Annotated in this window: 13 protein-coding genes; 7 read left to right on the forward strand and 6 right to left on the reverse strand. The window is 50.1% G+C overall.

Features of this window, described 5'->3' with window-relative positions; translation table 11 throughout:
* Positions 1–32 precede the first annotated feature (32 nt).
* Entirely contained in the window at positions 33–2,930 is a 2,898-nt protein-coding gene (gene gcvP / locus ACSF8W_RS08040) for an aminomethyl-transferring glycine dehydrogenase (protein WP_500846538.1), read from the reverse strand.
* Between the two features lie 148 nt (positions 2,931–3,078).
* The gene (gene gcvH / locus ACSF8W_RS08045) at positions 3,079–3,456 is read right to left on the reverse strand and encodes a glycine cleavage system protein GcvH (protein WP_500846539.1); all 378 of its coding nucleotides are present in this window, start codon (positions 3,454–3,456) and stop codon (positions 3,079–3,081) included.
* 648 nt (positions 3,457–4,104) lie between these two features.
* Between gcvH and ACSF8W_RS08050 the strand changes: the two genes are divergently transcribed.
* From ACSF8W_RS08050 to ACSF8W_RS08060, 3 genes are all read left to right on the forward strand, one after another.
* Positions 4,105–4,740 (forward strand): helix-turn-helix domain-containing protein, encoded by a 636-nt coding sequence (locus tag ACSF8W_RS08050; RefSeq protein ID WP_500846540.1) that lies wholly within the window; start codon positions 4,105–4,107, stop codon positions 4,738–4,740.
* 227 nt (positions 4,741–4,967) lie between these two features.
* Positions 4,968–6,086 (forward strand): glycine cleavage system aminomethyltransferase GcvT, encoded by a 1,119-nt coding sequence (gene gcvT / locus ACSF8W_RS08055; RefSeq protein WP_500846542.1) that lies wholly within the window; start codon positions 4,968–4,970, stop codon positions 6,084–6,086.
* 334 nt (positions 6,087–6,420) lie between these two features.
* Complete coding sequence (locus ACSF8W_RS08060; RefSeq protein WP_500846544.1) at positions 6,421–6,717, forward strand: hypothetical protein; 297 nt, start codon at positions 6,421–6,423, stop codon at positions 6,715–6,717.
* Positions 6,718–6,727: 10 nt separating this feature from the next.
* Here the strand turns inward: ACSF8W_RS08060 and ACSF8W_RS08065 are convergent, their stop codons facing one another.
* The 3 genes from ACSF8W_RS08065 to pdsR form a co-directional block, all read right to left on the reverse strand.
* On the reverse strand, positions 6,728–7,327 hold the full coding sequence (locus ACSF8W_RS08065) for a hypothetical protein (RefSeq protein ID WP_500846545.1): 600 nt from the start codon (positions 7,325–7,327) through the stop codon (positions 6,728–6,730).
* Positions 7,328–7,811: 484 nt separating this feature from the next.
* Positions 7,812–10,076, reverse strand: coding sequence for a proteobacterial dedicated sortase system histidine kinase (gene pdsS / locus ACSF8W_RS08070; RefSeq protein WP_500846546.1), 2,265 nt, complete (start codon positions 10,074–10,076; stop codon positions 7,812–7,814).
* Complete coding sequence (pdsR, locus tag ACSF8W_RS08075) at positions 10,073–10,759, reverse strand: proteobacterial dedicated sortase system response regulator (RefSeq protein WP_500846548.1); 687 nt, start codon at positions 10,757–10,759, stop codon at positions 10,073–10,075. The genes pdsS and pdsR overlap by 4 nt, the downstream gene beginning before the upstream one ends.
* A 276-nt stretch (positions 10,760–11,035) precedes the next feature.
* On the opposite strand from pdsR, the gene pdsO reads away from it, so the two are divergent.
* The 3 genes from pdsO to ACSF8W_RS08090 all read left to right on the forward strand — a co-directional run bounded on the left by pdsO (position 11,036) and on the right by ACSF8W_RS08090 (position 13,129).
* Entirely contained in the window at positions 11,036–11,797 is a 762-nt protein-coding gene (pdsO, locus tag ACSF8W_RS08080) for a sortase-associated OmpA-like protein PdsO (RefSeq protein WP_500846549.1), read from the forward strand.
* A gap of 19 nt (positions 11,798–11,816) precedes the next feature.
* Entirely contained in the window at positions 11,817–12,053 is a 237-nt protein-coding gene (locus tag ACSF8W_RS08085; protein WP_500846551.1) for a hypothetical protein, read from the forward strand.
* A 296-nt stretch (positions 12,054–12,349) separates the two neighbouring features.
* Entirely contained in the window at positions 12,350–13,129 is a 780-nt protein-coding gene (locus ACSF8W_RS08090; RefSeq protein ID WP_500846553.1) for a PEP-CTERM sorting domain-containing protein, read from the forward strand.
* Between the two features lie 82 nt (positions 13,130–13,211).
* On the opposite strand, the gene ACSF8W_RS08095 is transcribed toward ACSF8W_RS08090, so the two are convergent.
* Positions 13,212–14,165, reverse strand: a complete 954-nt coding sequence (locus ACSF8W_RS08095) for a chemotaxis protein CheV (RefSeq protein ID WP_500846555.1) — start codon at positions 14,163–14,165, stop codon at positions 13,212–13,214.
* 371 nt (positions 14,166–14,536) lie between these two features.
* On the opposite strand from ACSF8W_RS08095, the gene fdhF reads away from it, so the two are divergent.
* Positions 14,537–18,724 (forward strand): formate dehydrogenase subunit alpha, encoded by a 4,188-nt coding sequence (fdhF, locus tag ACSF8W_RS08100; protein WP_500846557.1) that lies wholly within the window; start codon positions 14,537–14,539, stop codon positions 18,722–18,724.
* Positions 18,725–18,888 lie beyond the last annotated feature (164 nt).

Here is an 18,888-nt window from a genome sequence, read left to right on the forward strand (position 1 = left end):
CCTTTTGCTTTAACGGTTAGAAACCAAAACCCTTACTCTTCCATATAGTTCTCAATGCTTGGGCATGAGCACACCAAGTTACGGTCACCGAACACGTTATCGACGCGGTTGACGGTTGGCCAGTATTTGGCAGCTTTCGCATGGGCAGACGGGTAACAAGCGATTTCGCGGCTGTAGCTGCGGTTCCACTCAGCATCCATCAGGTCAGCTTGGGTGTGTGGGGCATTCACCAATGGGTTGTCTTTCACATCCCATTCGCCGTCTTGTACTCGGGTGATTTCGTGGCGGATGGCGATCATCGCCTCACAGAAGCGATCCAGCTCAGCCAGATCTTCCGATTCTGTCGGCTCAATCATCAGCGTACCTGCAACTGGGAACGACATGGTTGGCGCGTGGAAACCGTAGTCCATCAGGCGTTTCGCCACATCTTCTTCCGTAATGCCGGATGCTTCTTTCAGCGGACGGATGTCGATAATACATTCGTGCGCAATGCGGCCATGGGTACCACGGTAAAGTACTGAGTAGTGCGGACGTAGACGCTCCATCACGTAGTTGGCATTTAAAATCGCCAGTTTGGTGGCTTCGGTTAAGCCCGCTTCACCCATCATCGCAATGTAGGCATACGAGATAGGTAGAATAGACGCAGAGCCTAAATCAGCGGCTGAGACCGCGTATTGCAATTGATCATGCTGCGGTTGAGTGGCCTCTTTTTCCACATGCCCTGGCAAGAACGGGGCAAGGTGGGCTTTAACACCAATTGGGCCCATGCCCGGGCCGCCGCCGCCGTGAGGAATACAGAAGGTTTTGTGCAGGTTAAGGTGTGACACGTCAGAGCCAATAAAGCCCGGATTGGTCAGGCCAACCTGTGCGTTCATGTTGGCGCCGTCTAAGTACACTTGGCCGCCAGCTTCATGCACCAGTTCACACACTTCCTGAACCGCTTCTTCATACACGCCGTGGGTCGACGGGTAGGTGATCATGATGCAAGAGAGGTTATCGCGGTGCAGGGCGATCTTGGCTTTCAAGTCTTCTACATCGATATTACCGAGTGCATCACAGCCGACCACCACGACTTTCATCGATACCATGGCCGCTGAAGCCGGGTTCGTGCCGTGGGCAGAGCTTGGGATCAAACACACATTACGGTGCGCATCGCCGTTGGCTTCATGGTAACGCTGAATCGCTACTAAACCGGCGTATTCCCCTTGTGCGCCGGAGTTAGGCTGCAGCGAGAACGCATCGTAACCGGTGATTTCACACAGCATCGCGGAAAGTTTGTCTGCCAACTCGGCGTAGCCTTTGGCTTGATCGGCAGGGGCGAACGGGTGCAGGGCACCAAATTCAGGCCATGTCACCGGGATCATCTCTGCAGCGGCATTGAGCTTCATGGTGCAACTGCCCAGTGGGATCATGCCGTGGGTGAGCGAGTAGTCTTTGTTTTCCAGCTTTTTCATGTAACGCATCATCTGCGTTTCGCTGTGATGCTGGCTAAATACCGGATGGGTTAAGTATGCGCTGGTACGGCGGCAAGCAGACGGAATGGCCGCAAACTCGTCGCTGGCAATGTCATCACTGAACATAGAGGCTTTCAGTTCACTATCAGCAAACAGTGCTAACAGGGCTTCAATGTCATTCACTGTGGTGGTTTCATCAATGCTGATACCCAGCGCGGTGCCACATGGGAAACGGCGCAGGTTCATGCCCGCATCCAGCGCTTTTTGATAAAACTCGCCGGTCTTCTTGCCCGTGTTCAGGGTAAGGGTGTCGAAGAAGGTGTCGTTCGCCAGTGCAATACCGGCATTGCGTAACCCTGCGGCCAAAATCGCCGTCAGGTGATGAACGCGGCGGCCGATTTTACGCAGGCCTTCCGGACCGTGGTACAGGGCATAGAAAGCGGCCATGTTTGCCAGCAGTGCCTGTGCGGTACAGATGTTTGAGGTCGCTTTTTCACGGCGAATGTGCTGTTCGCGGGTCTGCATCGCCATGCGCAGGGCTTGGTTGCCACGGGCATCTTTGGAAACACCAATCACACGGCCCGGCATGGTACGTTTGTGTTTGTCTTTGGTCGCCATGAAGCCGGCGTGTGGGCCACCAAAGCCCATGGGTACACCAAAGCGTTGGGCAGAGCCGACCACGACATCAGCACCCATTTCGCCAGGGGCGGCCAATACGGTCAGAGCAAGCAGGTCAGACGCCACCGCCACCAAGGTTTTCTTGCTGTGGGCTTGGGTGATGATGTCAGTTAAATCGGTGATGTTGCCTGTGGTACCCGGGTATTGCAGCAGGGCACCGAACACATCGTGGTTGTCTAATTCTTCTGCCTTGCCTGAGATGATTTCAATACCGATAAAATGGGCGCGAGTGCGAACAACATCAATAGTTTGCGGGTGCAAGTCGTTCGACAGGAAGAAGGCTTTGCTTTTGTTTTTGCTGGCGCGCTGACACAGAGTCATGGCTTCGGCCGCCGCAGTGCCTTCATCCAGCAGGGAGGCGTTCGCCAGTTCCATACCGGTTAAGTCCATGATCATCTGCTGGTAGTTCAGCAACGATTCTAAACGGCCTTGGGAGATCTCTGGCTGGTAGGGGGTATAGGCGGTGTACCAGCCCGGGTTTTCTAATACGTTACGCAGGATGACGTTCGGCGTGTGTGTGTTGTAGTAACCCTGACCAATAAAGCTGCGATGAAGGGTATTTTTCTGCGCAATGGTTTTCAGGGCGGCCAGCATATCCGCTTCACTTTGCGGCGCGGCCAAATCCATAGGGGCTGGCAGTCGAATCGCGGCAGGCACGGTTTCATCGATCAGTTGATCCACAGTGGCCACACCAATGGCATCAAGCATGATTTGTTGTTGTGCGGCATCCGGGCCGTTGTGACGACCTGCAAATTCTGTGTCGTCACTGAGTGCTTGTAGAAGTGTCATGTCGGTCATGGTCTTATCCTGAATAGTTCAGTCCTGAATGGTTACCGCCACTGCAGGTGAGCATGCTACAGGGCGAGGGGAATAATCGTGGTAAATCCCTATGTTTGATAGGGGATAAAAGAAAGGCTTTCAGGAGTGCCTGAAAGCCTTTGCACGGTTATTCGTCGATGCTGTCGAGGTAAGACACGCTGTCGATGAGGTTATTGAGTTCGTCCGCATCGGTAAGTTTAATCTTGGCAATCCAGCCACCGTCATACGGCTGTTCATTCACCAGCTCAGGGCTTTCTTCCAGATCCTCATTGATCTCGATGATCTCACCCGTCACAGGGGCATAGATATCAGACGCGGCTTTTACCGATTCCACCAGCGAGAACGATTCACCCGCTTCGGTTTGGTCGCCGACTTCCGGCAAGTCAACAAATACAACATCACCAAGTAAACCCTGAGCGTGATCCGAGATCCCCATTGTGATGGTGCCATCACCGTTGTCGCGCACCCACTCGTGGCTTTCAGTGAACTTCAGTGTATTTTCCATGTAAAACTCCTTGCGCAATCAATCTGCAAATGATGTTGATGATGTCCGGTTGAACGCGGGCTCAACCCAATGTGCATGTCTTTCATAAAGGCCAAAGTGTTGGCGTACCTGCCTGTTTGCTTGTCAGCGGAATTATTCGCTGTCCCGATACTTTACGGCGTACGTAACGGTAAAGAGAGCCTGAAAAAGCGGCCTTATTACGGGGCGCAACGCGCAATTTTTATTCTGGTTATACGTTGATTTGGCGAAAAAAGGCGTGATGAAAACGACAAAACCCTTTTTAACCTTTGATATCTGTGCCTTATCGCGAACAGGTCGATAAAAACAACCGCCTAACAACTAAATAACATAGCGCCCTGTAGAAAACCGATCAAACAAAAATTTCCAATAGTGGAACATTGAACACTTTAATGTACGCAATGTTACGCAAACGTTTGCTTTTTGTCATCACTATTCTTACTATCAATGTCAGAAAATATGCGGGAAAACCACAATGTCTGGTGAGTCATGTCAGGTTGAGCTTGCTCATCCCGTGGTAAATATCGATCACGTCATGGTGTTAAGACTCATGGTATGAAGGCAATGATCTGAATCTGTGGTGATGGTCAGAGGCGACAGTCTTAGATGATGAAAATCAAGGATGGCGGTATGAGTGATGAACAAGCGGTGGATGTATACCCGTCTATGACGGTGGTCAAAGAGCTAGAAAATGACCGCAGCGACAAGATTGAGCCGTTGCAACTGGGTAAGCGCCTGAAAGAAATCCGCGTGGCGTTGGGCTTAACACTGGAAGAGGCCAGCAAGCGAACCGGCTTGGCGCGCTCGACGTTATCCAAAATTGAAAATGAACAAATTTCTCCCACTTTTCAGGCTATGCAGAAATTAGCTAGTGGGTTAGAAATTGATATTCCACAGCTTTTTGCGCCACCTAAGCAAATTAAAGCCACCGGCAGACGGGATATCACCTTGAAAGAAGCCGGCAAACCGCATCCCACCACTACCTATGAACATGAATTGTTGGCGACGCAATTGACCAACAAAAAGATGATGCCGTTCAAGTCGCGGGTACGAGCGCGTCACTTTGACGATTACCCAGACTGGATCCGCCATGATGGCGAAGAGTTCTTATTGATCTTGGAAGGCTCGGTGCTGTTTTATACCGAATTTTATGAACCTGTGACCCTCAATGAAGGGGATTCGGTGTATTACGATGCCAATATGGGGCACATGCTAACGTCGGTCAGTGACGAGGATGCGCTGATTTTATGGGTCACGGCATCGTAATGGCTTTGTTGCAATTTTTGCGATTTCATAAACAAAGAGATAAGGGATAACCGCTCGGGCAAGTGACGTTCGTCCTGTCTGTTCGAGAATGATTTTCTGTGACGGCAGGCGGTTGGTGTCGTCGTCAACCTTGTTTATTATACGAAACACTGATGATGATTCATTAACATCGGTATAACGATTTTATGGAAGCAAACCGCCCTGTGCGGTGGATGGAGAATACACGTATGACGCAAGAACTACAGGTCACACCATTACATGCACTACATATTGAGATGGGCGCGAAGATGGTGCCATTCGCAGGTTATGACATGCCTGTTCAGTATGCGCTGGGTGTACGTAAAGAACATCTTCACTGTCGCGAAGCGGCTGGCTTGTTTGATGTCTCACACATGGGGCAACTGCGTTTACACGGCGCCGGTGCGGCCAAAGCATTGGAAGCCTTGGTGCCGGTGGACATTATCGATTTACCCGCAGGTAAGCAGCGTTATGCGTTCTTTACTAATGAACAGGGCGGTATTTTGGATGATCTTATGGTGACCAACTTTGGTGATCACCTGTTTGTGGTGGTGAATGCGGCCTGTAAAGCGCAGGATATCGCCCATATTCAAGCGCATCTGCCGGACGATGTGACACTGGAAGTGATTGATGATCGCGCTTTGCTGGCGTTGCAGGGGCCAAAAGCCGCCGAGGTGTTAGCCCGTGTTAACCCTGCCGTGAGCGACATGGTATTTATGGATGCTCAAGCCCTGACTATGAACGGGGTGGAATGTTTGGTCAGCCGCTCTGGTTACACCGGGGAAGACGGTTTTGAGATTTCGGTACCCGCCGCAGAGGCAGAAGATTTTGCAAAACTCTTGCTGGCTGACGCAGAGGTTGAGTGGATTGGCTTAGGCGCGCGTGATTCATTGCGCTTAGAGTGTGGCTTGTGTTTGTATGGCCATGATATTGATATCACCACCACGCCGGTTGAGGCCAGTTTACTGTGGGGGATTAGCCCTGCACGTCATGCCACGGGCGAACGCGCGGGCGGTTTCCCAGGCGCGGATGTGATTTTGTCGCAGATTGAAACCAAAGACGTGGCCCGCAAACGTGTGGGTTTAATCGGGCAATCTAAAGCGCCGGTCCGTGAAGGCAGTAAATTGTTTGATGCGGCAGATAACGAAATCGGTATTGTCACCAGTGGCACCTTTGGCCCCACCAAAGGCGTGCCGGTGGCGATGGCTTACGTACAAACCGACTTTGCGGCGTTAGGCACCGAGATTTTTGCGGAAGTCCGTGGGAAGAAGTTGCCGATGGTCGTTGAGAAAATGCCGTTTGTGCCACAGCGTTATTATCGTGGTTGATGCTGAGAAGCGAGAAGCGAGAAGCGAGAAGCGAGAAGCGAGTAATGGTTTGGTGAATACACGGTAGTTCACCGTTTCTTCATCAACCAAGTTATATCAACACCCAAGCGACGAAAGTGGCTTGGGTGTTTTTGTTTTGATGACCAGAGATATCAGAAAGTGGGCGGATGACTACGCAGTGCCTTTCTATGCATGCCAAATGAGGACTTGTCTCATATTCAGGGTGGCATAAAGGCTTGATATCAACTTTCTTTAGAGAGAGGGATGTAGGCAGATCAGGATGTTGACGGGCGATTAACGCTGTTTTCGCCGACCAGATGAAAGAGGCAACACTATGCGGCCAATACCACCTACCTTACCGTTACTCTGCGCCATTGTGATAAGCAGCTTAGGCGTCACGACGTCGTTATCGGCAGAACCATTATTGATGGTCTTTGATGAATATATGCAGCGCTGTATGCAGACGTACGGGGACGATTCCGTGACGGAAAAAGTGTGTGAATCCCAATACCGTGCGATTGAAGAGAAAGAACAAGCCTTAACGGCGCAAACGGATGCACTCACTGAATCCTTGTGGCAATTAGAGGCATCGCCAACGGCGGATAAAGCCAAGAGTGGCGTGGATCAGTAGGTGGGGTGGATCAGTAGGTGTTTTCGACGGGTGTTTGCTTATCGGCTAAATACATGAAGACATCACAAGGTTTATCGTAGTTGACGCTGATAATGTGCTCGTGTGGGGTGCTGTCGATGGAAAAGCGAAGGATCTTTTTCACGCTGATTTGTGCCGCCAAGCGCTGGGGGGTATTGAAATACACTGCTGAGGGCTGAAACATGTCTGGATTTTGCTTGAGTAATGAGGCGTAGCAACGTTCAATCGCCTTATGGGTGTTCAGCATCAGGTGCGCATCACGTTCATTGGGGCGCCAGTCACTTTCACTCATCACCTGTAACATCGTCTGCCAATGGTGAGCAGCTAATGCGCCCATGGCCACATATTCCGGTTGTTGGTAGTTTTCCAATAGCGCGGCTTCAAAATCATCCCGTATGTCATTGTCGTTAGCGTCTTCACCCAGCAGGCTGCGGTGGTTACCATCGATGCCGATGGGCAATTGACTGGAACTGATTTTGAAATTGGCTAACACCTGTAAGGCGTGAAATTGATTGATAGGGACGGGATTGCTTAAAGCGTGCGCGGACAAAAGAAGAGAGGAAGCGATAAATAAAAAGGTAACGGCTTTCATTCTTTCCTCTCCTCCTGATTCGATACCCTACAAAGGGGTCTTTATCCTGTTAAACCCCCTCTTACGGCAATGAGTAAAGTTAAAATAGTCGAGATGAGCCCAAGTAAAGTTTAAATATTACATGTGCTTACAGTGGTGTTTTGTGTTAAGCCACAATAGGAGAATTTTTCATTTCCTCTGTGATGACTGTTCAGCTCTTATTTAGAAAAAGGGCGTAATATCATCATTGTCATCAACGAGTGTACACGGCGACACCGTCACTGGTTGATGTTCTTTATTTATGGCTGTCTGCTGTCGGCAGGGAGTGTGTTTCAATTAGGCCAACCACGTTGACTTAATTCTTATCCGTTTTGATGAGTAAGCCATTATGCGCAATATGTTGTTTGACGTGCTATTGGTGGTGGTGGCGATTGCCGTAGCTATAGGGTTGTTTTCTGCTTCATTGTTGGCTTAAAAGCACCTTGCGGTGCTTTTAAGCGTTATGTCAGGGTTGCAACGGCAGTTGCACGATAACTTCGACCCCTTGTAAATCCTGTCGATTCCGCAGTGTTATTTTACCGTGATGATATTCCGTAATTAAGCGCGCAATAAACAGCCCCAGCCCCAAATGCGGTTTGCCTTGTTTATCTTGGCTGCGTACCGAAACCATGGAATTGAGTAATTGATTTTCCATATTGGCAGGTAGCAGTGGGCCTTTATTGCTGACGACCAATTGTGCATAGCCCTGTTGTGTATGGCTCATGTGCGAGGCCAGAGTCACTGAAATAGGCTCATCCGATGGGCTAAAATCCACCGCGTTCGCGATTAACTTGTCCAGCAGCTGCGCCAAATAATCCGGCGCCCCCTCTATCCATACATTTTTCTCGACCTTCACGGCAAAGGTATGACTGGCGTAGGCCATTTCATGCCCCTGCAAACAACCCGATACAAGCTCATTAAAGGGGAAGTGTTCTTTTTCTGCCCCTTGCAAGCTCTGCTCAATGCGAGTGGCTTCCGTCATGCTGGATAAAATGGTGCTTAAACGTTGTACCCCTTCTTGTGCCCGGTCGATATAACGTTGTGACTCTTCATCCGGTTGCTGCATGGCTAAGTTTTCAATGGAAGAGCGCACCACGGCAACGGGAGTACGCAGTTCATGGGATAAGCGGGACGACAGGTTTTCCAGATAATGGTTGTATTGACCTAAACGCGACACCATCGCGGCCAAGCTGCGGCTAAGGTCACCAATTTCGTCGCTTTCTTTCATGGCCGTAATCGGTTGCTGAATCCGCCCCTGGCTGTCGATGGCATGTTCAGCTTCATCACGCAGCCGACGGATCCGGTTGGAAATTTTCGATGCGAACAAAAACAGCGTCAGGGTACCGATGGAAATAATGGCCACCAGCGCGTTAAGCAATTCTTCCAATGCGCGATTGGTGAGGGTTTGAATGCCAATAGTAGACTCTTCGGCAATCACGGCACCCATGACATTGTTATCCAGCCAGATAGGGTAGGCCGCTGACAAGAGCATGGTGTTGCCATCTTCCGATTGGCGCCATTGGGAATAGCCCCGCCCTTGCAATGCCTGAAACAGCGGCACGCTCTGCACCGCGGCAGCATCTTTCAGCGAGTCCGTAAACGGTGCCGGTTCAGTGAGCAAATAGCGGTAGTACAGTGGATGCAGATAGGTTTCTGTTAACCGTGACCACCAGGTTTTCTCTTCATTTTGATCAATAGAGGATGACCACATACCGTTAGATTGCTGAATATCACCGGTTTGTGCCAATACCCGTTGGTGACGATCGACCACCCAGATGCGAGAGCTGGTGTGTCCCATTCCTTTTAGGATCTGTTCAATTTCTGGCGACGGCACTAACACCGTACCCAGCTTGTGCTGGTGGTTGGTATTCGAGGTGCCCAGAATGGTGTCGATATCGCGACTGCGGGTGCTGTTCACATCGTATAAAGCAAACCCTAGCTTGCTGCCCAGCAAAGTGAGCGGCATACGCAGTTCAATGTTGTACCCCGTGTCCGTGGTGCGCCAGTAGCCTTGAATTGTATCAACGGGGTTTAGGTTGTCTGGATCGTTGATGTCGCCATTAACTTGCCACGCATCAATCTTGCCATCTTGATACGCCGCGATGACGTAGCGATGGAACTCACCGCTTGGCGAGGTCATGGCAATGATCAGATGATCGTTGCGGTCGACCCGCGCAGCCCCTTGACGGCGCATGACAGGCTTACTGTCGCTGACCTCAAAAGCCGCATACAGGTTGCCATCATGCTTACCGACCACGTGGCGGAAGTGCAGGCTGGATGCCCGATATGGACGGCGACTGAATTGCACATAATCGCGGCCGTAATCAACCAATTTGTCGTCTAAATCGGCCCAGTCGTCTAACTCGCCATTCAGCGTGATAGGGGCATTCAAATCATAGGCATACAGGTCGCGGCCTTTCTGGACAGACTGTAAAAAGCTGGCCTGATCATTAAACAGGTTAGGGCGTTCATTCAACGCCGTTGCTAGTGCGCGAGTGGTGCCGATCAAGGTTTGCTCTTGCCCTTGACGTAGGATTTTTTCCATTTCCAGCACATAGTTGTAGCCGACCCACGGCAGGGCTAACAACAAGCTGGCAATCAAAATCACCTTGGTGCGCAGGCCAAAACCAAACCGCATTTGTGAGCGCAGGCGAGACGGTTTTTCACGTTTTGATTGCAGCCAGTCTTTCAGATGAGGCTCAAGGCGTTGTAAGCGTTCTAGCATCATCATGAACCCCAACGGTAGCCCATGCCATACACGGTATTAATGCGATCAAACGCACTGTCAAATTGCATGAATTTTTTACGGATGCGTTTAATGTGCGACGTAATGGTGCTGTCATCCACCACCACTTGTGCTTCATCCATTAAATCATGACGGCTTTTGACATGCCCTGGGCGTTTGGCCAGCGCGTACACCATCCAAAATTCCGTCACTGTCAGCTCGATCAACTGCTTATTCCAGAATACCTGCATCTTATTTTTATCAATGGTGAGTGCGCCACGTTCCATCAGCGTGTCTTGTTCTGTCGGGGTCGCCATTAAGTCACTGCGACGAAACAGGGCGGCAATACGGGCGATTAAATGGGGCAGGCTAATGTCTTTGGTCAGGTAATCATCCGCGCCCATGCGTAGGCCGCACACAGTATCAAAGTCACTGTCACGGGCCGTTAGAAAGATAATCGGCACCGTGGGTGAGAGCGCGCGCAGGGATTGGCACAGGGCAAAGCCGCCGTCGATTTCATTTTGTAAGCCAATATCAATAATGGCCAAATCGGGCAACTGCTCCGTAAACGCCTGTTGGGCATCGGGACGGTTGTCATAACCTTGTACATCGTAACCGTGCTTTCTGAGTACATCGATATAGTTTTCGCGGATCGCTTGTTCATCTTCCACAATGACAATTTTCTTCATCTTTTCTACCTTGGCGGGCCTGAATACTGCCGCTCGCTGTCTCGTAATGCAGTGACTATACAATAAATTGTCTGCCTGAAAAGGGCGATTCAGCGAAATAAGGCGATTGCCATTTTTTTGCCACAATTGATCACGACATTGCCTTTTTTTGTCCCTTCTGATGCCACATCTGCTTGCTTTAATAACCTCATCGAAACGGTGCAGACGCACTGAAGCAACACTAAAAAATCAAACAACAACGTCAACTGGCACCAGACAATCAATAAGGATGACATCATGAAAAAGCAGCTAATTTCTACCCTAATCGCCACGCTATTCGTTACCAGCCTAGCGGCACCGTCTGCGATGGCGTCACAATCTGTCGATCAGAACGACCAATACCAAGTGGGTGAGCAAGAAACCTTAATCGGCTTTGGCAGCGGCGCCGCACTGGGTGCGGTGATTGGTGGGCCCGTCGGCGCAGCCATCGGTGGCATTGTGGGCGGTATTGTCGGCACGGCTGTCGGTCAAGACGGTTACATTCAGGCACAAACGGAAGAAATGGACGAACTGGCTGCACGTAATGTGGCGCTTGAAGACATTAGCCAGCGTTACAACCAAGCGCAAATCGACATTGCCCGCCTAGAACAAGAACGTTATGACTTGATGAATGTTCAAGATCGTGACATCGATTTGGCCCTTGAGATGAATGTGCATTTTCGCACGGGGTCAGCCGAGATTGAACCGCATTTCAAAACCCAGCTTGATGAAATTGCGGAAGTCATGAAGCAAGCGCCAGACATTAAGTGGGAGCTGTCAGGCTATGCAGACCGCCGGGGTAATGGTGAGAAGAACCTTATCCTGTCAGAACAGCGTGTCGAAGCCGTGCGTACTTATTTAGAACGCCACGGTGTTGATGGCAATCAGATTTTTGCCTCCGCCTATGGGGATCAAGAACCCTTGAAAGCCGAGCAAAACTTTGAAGGGGACTTTTTTGACCGTCGTGTGACGTTGCGCAGTGGTAATGGCGCAGTCAGCACCGCCAATAGCCTGAATTAAGCTGAGAGCAGGTATCGCATTGAATACAGAAACAGACAATATGACGGGAGCATCATGCTGGATGCTCTCCTTCTTCCTCACACTTATCTTAACCCTGCAAATTGGTGTAAAGAGCGATGATGTCACGGCATTACGTATTGATACGCCGGATGGGCAGACCTTGCATGTGTGGGAAGATCAATCAACGTGGTCTTCAGACGGGGTGTTGGATGCCAACTATTTTGAGCAACACATTCCAGAGGTCCGAGCTAAATAAAGGTTAAGGGTAGGGAGTCACCGTCATGGATGAATCATTGTGGTTTGAAATGCTATTGAAACTGTCAGTGCTGCATTTCAGTCTCATTTATTGTTAGGCGCGAGCGAATGGACGGTATCACGCCGTGAAAACTGTCGGTTTTTTTTACACTCTGTCCGTGTGTGAAAAAAATAAATCTCTAAGTCATTGATTTGTATGTTGTGCAAAAAGTGGCACAGATGCTGCTTTGTTATATATGTAACACGATGATGTTCAAACAACTTTGCAAACACAACCTAATGGCAGGGAGATACACCATGAAAATGACTAAATACGGACTGTACACAGCGGTAGCAGCTTCAATGGTATTTGCATCACAGGCGCAGGCGACATTTGTGATTGATGATTTTAGTGCACCTGGTTCAATTTCTTTACCACTAGATCCGACTGATACAACAGATGGTGTGGCGTTTGATGCCGTGGTTGATGGGGTTGGTAATGGTGACACATACATGGATGCCAGCATTCTGGGGGGTGAACGTGACATTTATGTTGAGCTATTAACACAGGGTAGCAGTGCCTTTGATGGCGTGCTCATGGGTGTTGATAGTGGCAGCTTAAGCTATGCGACCGGTGACGGTGATGTTGCCACCGCAAGTTTGCAATATGATGGTAAAGACGGCGATGCTACGTCAGTTGACACCGCTGGTCTAGGTTCAGAGGATTTTCTTTCATACGGTAATGCGTTCATCCTAGATGTATTAAGTTCTGATATTGGTTTCTCATTTGCTATCAATGTTTGGTCAGATCTGGGGGCTGGTTTCTCAACATTATCAGATGTCGGTGTTGGAACCATGACGCCAATTTCACGTTCATTTGCGTTCAGTGATTTTGTTGGTACTGCTGATTTTAGTAATGTAAGTGCGCTTGAGTTTGTTATCAATACTGAAGGGGTGGGCGGCACGCCATCGATTGACTTTTCTATTGATGCACTGAAAGTACCAGAGCCAACATCAATGGCGCTGTTCGGTTTAGGCTTGATGGGCTTGGGTTATACCCGTCGTCGTAAAGCACAAGCAGAATTAGTGAAAGCCTAATTCAGACTGCAGGTAAGGACCTAATGAAAAACTCGCCAATAGGGCGAGTTTTCTCGTGCTTCGCATTTCGCAATGCATAGGGCTATGACGCAGCAGCCGTTAGCATATCGCGCAAACGATCTTGTACCACTTCGACCAGTAAATCCGGCTGGAATTTAGAGATGAAGCGGTCACAGCCCACTTTTTCCACCATGGCTTCATTGAAGCTGCCGCTCAGTGACGTGTTCAGGGCGATAAACAGATCGCTCATGCGAGGGTCGTTACGGATCTCGTAAGTCAGTTTATAGCCATCCATTTCAGGCATTTCAGCATCGGTAAACATCATCATGATTTCATCGTGCACCGACTTGCCGCTGTCACACCAACTTTTCAGTAGGGTAAGGGCTTTTAGGCCATCGCTGGCTTCAATCACCTCGACACCAAGTTGTGACAGGGTATCGCGGATCTGCGCACGTGCTGTCGATGAATCATCTACGATCAACACTTTCTTGCCCGCAAAATGATTAACGATGGTGTTATCTAGCACGCCATTGGAAATTTGAATGTCGTAATCGACAATCTCTGCCAGCACTTTTTCCACATCAATAATGCTGACTAAGCGATCAAACCCATCACGCGGTATTTTGGTAATGGCGGTCAGGTAATTGTGTTTCCCCACTTGCTTGGGTGGCGGCTGAATATCACGCCATGTCAGGTTCACAATATTCATCACTTGGCCGACCATAAAGGCCTGAACAGAACGGTTGTATTCTGTGATGATGATATTGTACTCGCCTTCATGCGTGTCACAGCGCATGCCAATCGCACGGCGCAAATCGATAACAGGGATCGAAACACCACGAATATTGGCGACACCCGTGATGTGCGGGTGTGAGCCTGGCAGACGATTCAGTTTCGGCAGTTTTACTACCTCTTTGACTTTAAATACATTGATTGCGAACATTTGCGCGGTGTGCATTTGGAAGATCAACAATTCTAATCGGTTTTCACCGACCAATTTGGTGCGTTGATCCACTGAATCTAATATTGTCGCCATACGATGTTTCGAGCTTGGTAATTGTTCGGGTTATCAGTAAATTATACTGGGATATACCCTGAAAAGTCACGCTCAATGCGCATATAAATCTGAAAATACACACCTAAAAAGCAAGTCTCATTGCGAAGTGTCGCCATATTGAAATAAACGCCGCACTGTCCCAAATCAAGGATTTTTATCCACTAAGTGTTACCCTGTTCACAAAATAATGTAAATGGTTCCGCTTTATCAGCGTAAACCTAACGTTTTCGCTGGTTAGCATTCTGCGCACTGTGCGGTGTATCGTTGCTCTCGATACGTCAATAAATAATAAAAAGGTCAATTTTAACAATGATCTATATCATCCAGTGCCAGCAACAGAAGAGACAACTATGAACAATGTCATCATTGACGGGCAGTCGATTACTGTCGACGGTCAACAGTCACTCCTTGATGTAGCAACAGCACATCAGATTGAAATTCCTTCGCTGTGTGGCCTGAACAAAAGCGGTGAAAAAGTACCGTGTGATCTCTGTATGGTGGAGATTGACGGGCAGGGTATGCAGCGTGCTTGTGAAGTTAACGCACAAGCTGGCATGTCAGTCATCACACAAAGTGACGCGTTGAGCGCACACCGTCGTCAGGCGTTGAACCGCATCATGGCGGATCATTACGCAGACTGTGAAGCACCGTGCCAAACGGCGTGTCCCGCTGGCGTGGATATCCAATCTTACCTGTATCACATCGCCCAGAATGATCATCAAAAAGCGGTTGAAGTGATTAAGCGTACATTGCCAATGCCCCTATCTATTGGTCGTGTATGTCCGGCATTCTGTGAAGCGGAATGTCGTCGTGGCATCGTGGATGAACCACTGGCGATCCGCCAGCTAAAACGCCACGCGGCCGATATCGACTTAGAAGCCCAAGAACAATACGTGCCACCGCGTAAAGCCGACAAAGGTAAGCATATTGCCATTATTGGTAGTGGCCCGGGCGGTTTGAGCTGTGGTTATTACCTGAGCAATGAAGGTTACGCTGTCACGGTGTTTGAATCGATGCCGAAAGCGGGTGGCTGGCTGCGTTACGGTATTCCTGAGTACCGTTTGCCAAAAGCGATTCTGGACAAAGAAATTGAGCTAATTTGCCGCAATGGGATGGAAGTAAAAACCAACCAGTCTCTAGGCAAAGACATGCAATTGTCTGAGCTCATGGCAGAGTATGACGCTGTTTGTTTGGCGGTGGGTGCCTCACAAGCGGTAGAAATGCACTACACCGGCAGCGATCTCGACGGTTGCTATTTGGGTGTGGATTACCTGAAAGATTACGTCACTGACAAGCAATACACCACGGGCAAGAAAGTCGCCGTGATTGGTGGGGGTAATACCGCCATCGACTGTGCGCGTACTGCCGTGCGTGATGGTGCAGACACAACGTTGATCTACCGTCGTACCCGCGATGAAATGCCTGCGGAAGATTACGAAATCGCCGAAGCTGAGCACGAAGGGGTGAAATTCCACTTCCTGACAAACCCTGTTGAAAACATGGCGGATGAAAACGGCCGTGTGACAGAAGTGAAGCTGGAAAAAATGGCGTTGGGCGAGCCGGATACGTCTGGTCGTCGTAGTCCAGTACCGACGGGCGAATATGTCCTTGAGCATTTTGATACAGTGATTTCAGCGGTATCGCAAAAGCCGGATCTGTCATTCCTGAATGATGACGCGTTGGAATTGCCGATCACCCGTTGGCAGACTGTGGAATCTTGTGAACACACCATGCACGTGGGTATAGAAAACATCTTCAGTATTGGTGACTTACGCCGTGGCCCTGCAACCGCGATTGAAGCGGTGGCGGATGGCCGTGTGGCCGCCCATGCCATTGACCGTTTCCTACACGGCGATATGGAAGCTGTACCGGTGAAGCCGTTTAATGCGCAAAAAGCACCGAGCGTGAAGCAGGTTGACCCAGCACAATTTGCCGGTCTGCAAAAAGCGATGCGTGTGATCATGCCTGAGCTGACGGCGGCTGAGCGTGAATTGAGCTTTGCGGAAGTGGAAACGGGCTTTGATAATGAAGACGCGATGCGTGAAGCCGCACGTTGTCTGGAATGTGGTTGTCAGGCGAATACTGACTGTAAGTTGCGTGACTATTCCACCGAATACCAAGCCGAGCAAACCGCAGAAGCGATGGCAGATTGCCAGAAGTTCGCCGTGGATAACAGCGCCGAATTCATCGTATTTGATGCGAACCGCTGTATCAGTTGTGGCCAGTGTGTGCAGACGTGTAACGAGAAAACCGTACACGGCGTGTTGAGCTTCATGAAAAATGAAGACGGCACCAGTGCTAACCGTCCAGAGTGTCGTCCGGGCTTTGATAACCGTCAGGCAATGGGCGATTCAAACTGTGTGCAGTGTGGTGCGTGTGTGCAAGCATGTCCAACCGGTGCGCTGGTGGATGGTCGTGACCGTTCACAAGGTCGCATTGAAATGCTGACGCCGGTTGACACCATTTGTACCTATTGTGGCGTGGGCTGTAAGGTCACCATGTTTGTTGATGAAGCAACGAACAAGATCCGCTACGTACAAGGGGCGAAATCCTCACCGGTCAACCAAGGCATGCTGTGTGTGAAAGGCCGCTTTGGCTTTGACTTTATTCAAAGTGAAGAGCGTCTAACGCACCCGCTTATTCGTCGCGGTGGCCGTAACGGCAAGCTGGAAAAAGCGACATGGTCTGAAGCCATTGCTTTGGTGGCTGACAAACTGGGTGAGATTAAAGCGACTCACGGCGGTAATGCGCTGGCGGGCTTCTCATCAGCGAAAACCACCAACGAAGATAACTTTGCGTTCCAGAAGTTCTTCCGTCGTGAATTGTTAACCAACAACATCGACCACTGTGCGCGTCTGTGCCACTCCACCACCGTAACGGGTTTGGAAGCGTCACTGGGCAGCGGGGCGATGACCAACGACATCCCAAGCATTCAGCATTCGGATCTGATTTTCATCATTGGTTCGGATACGACAGCGGCACACCCAATCATTGCCTCGCACATTAAGCAGGCATTGCGTGCGGGTAAAGCGCGCTTGGTGGTGGCGGATCCAAAACACGTTGAGATCGCGGATCATGCCTCACTGTATGTGGCGCACCGTCCGGGTACGGATGTGATGCTGTTGAACGGTATCATGCAGCAAATCATCAAAAACGGCTGGCAAGATGAGGCGTACATCGCTGAACGTGTCGCTGGCTTTGATGTGCTGAAAGACGAAGTGATGCGTGAGGATTACTCACCAGCCAATGTAGAACTGATCACCGGCGTGAAGCAGGCGGATCTGCTGCACATGGCAGAGATGATCGGTACTGCAGAGCGTACGGCAGTGTACTACTCCATGGGTATTACGCAGCATACGACGGGTCACGACAACGTGCGTTCGATTGCCAACCTGCAAATGCTGTGTGGCAACATCGGTATTGAAGGCGGCGGTATTAACCCGCTACGTGGTCAGTCAAACGTACAGGGTGCGTGTGACATGGGTGCATTGCCGAAAGACTTCCCGGGTTACCAGAAAATCCGTAACCCAGAGGCACACCAGAAATTTGCCAAAGCGTGGGATTGTCCGGAACTGCCGGCAGAAGATGGCCTGACACTGACAGAAATTGTCGATGCGGCGTGTAAGCAGCAGGTACGTGGTCTGTATGTGATGGGTGAAAACCCTGTGCTGAGTGATCCTGATCAGAAGCACGTGCTGGAAGCATTAGCGAGATTGGATTTCTTGGTGGTGCAGGATATCTTCCTGACCGAAACCGCACAGCTCGCGGACGTGGTATTGCCATCGTTCTCGTTTGCTGAAAAATCTGGTCACTTTACTAACACCGAGCGTCGCGTTCAGCGTGTGTCGCCAGCATTGCGTGCACCGGGTGAAGCAATGGAAGACTGGCGCATTATCCAAACCATTGCTAACGCTATGGGCAGTGATTGGGCATATGAATCGGTACGTGATATTACCGATGAGATCAATGTGCTGACGCCACAGTATGCGGGCATCACATGGGATCGCGTTGGGGCAGAAGGCATTCAGTGGCCATGTCCAAGCACGTCACATGCAGGTACGCGTATTATGCATAAAGACAGCATGATGCGCGGCAAGGGTGAGATGGCGGCGGTACCGTTCCGTTACGCGGCTGAACTGCCAGATCCGGAATACCCAATGGTACTGACCACAGGCCGTTTGTTGGAACAATTCCACACTGGCACTATGACGCGTAAGACCAAAGGGTTGGATAACCTGGCCGGTCCGCGTGCGATGATTTCAGTGCAAGATGCCGAGCGTTTGGGGATCAGTAACGGTGAGATGCTGAAAGTGTCAACACGCCGTGGCAGCATCGAAACGCCAGCGTTTGTGACCAAGCGTATGCAAGAGGGTGTGGTATTCGTGCCATTCCACTTTGTGGAATCAGCGGCAAACAAACTGACCGTGACCGCGACAGACCCGCACGCCAAGATCCCTGAGTTCAAGGTGGCTGCGGTGAAGATCGAAAAAGCACACGTTGCTGAGACAGAAGCCGAAGTAGAAATACTGCCTGCTTAATCCGGTTTAATATCGCCTTGATGCGTTAAATGACATAAGCCCACACTGGGTTCGCCAGTGTGGGCTTTTTTTCGCCTGAAATTTGTAGGCTGTAGCTGGTATGGGATCATTGGGATCAAATTGTTGATGTGACGGCGTATTGACCGACGAGTACGACCAATCAT

This window comes from Photobacterium sp. 270122K (assembly GCF_059941365.1).

Bases quoted from the DNA above. Each gene is read 5' to 3' on its own strand.
- gcvP (WP_500846538.1), bottom strand. From the start codon at position 2,930: ATGACCGACATGACACTTCTACAAGCACTCAGTGACGACACAGAATTT.
- gcvH (WP_500846539.1), bottom strand. From the start codon at position 3,456: ATGGAAAATACACTGAAGTTCACTGAAAGCCACGAGTGGGTGCGCGAC.
- ACSF8W_RS08050 (WP_500846540.1), top strand. From the start codon at position 4,105: ATGAGTGATGAACAAGCGGTGGATGTATACCCGTCTATGACGGTGGTC.
- gcvT (WP_500846542.1), top strand. From the start codon at position 4,968: ATGACGCAAGAACTACAGGTCACACCATTACATGCACTACATATTGAG.
- ACSF8W_RS08060 (WP_500846544.1), top strand. From the start codon at position 6,421: ATGCGGCCAATACCACCTACCTTACCGTTACTCTGCGCCATTGTGATA.
- ACSF8W_RS08065 (WP_500846545.1), bottom strand. From the start codon at position 7,327: ATGAAAGCCGTTACCTTTTTATTTATCGCTTCCTCTCTTCTTTTGTCC.
- pdsS (WP_500846546.1), bottom strand. From the start codon at position 10,076: ATGATGATGCTAGAACGCTTACAACGCCTTGAGCCTCATCTGAAAGAC.
- pdsR (WP_500846548.1), bottom strand. From the start codon at position 10,759: ATGAAGAAAATTGTCATTGTGGAAGATGAACAAGCGATCCGCGAAAAC.
- pdsO (WP_500846549.1), top strand. From the start codon at position 11,036: ATGAAAAAGCAGCTAATTTCTACCCTAATCGCCACGCTATTCGTTACC.
- ACSF8W_RS08090 (WP_500846553.1), top strand. From the start codon at position 12,350: ATGAAAATGACTAAATACGGACTGTACACAGCGGTAGCAGCTTCAATG.
- ACSF8W_RS08095 (WP_500846555.1), bottom strand. From the start codon at position 14,165: ATGGCGACAATATTAGATTCAGTGGATCAACGCACCAAATTGGTCGGT.
- fdhF (WP_500846557.1), top strand. From the start codon at position 14,537: ATGAACAATGTCATCATTGACGGGCAGTCGATTACTGTCGACGGTCAA.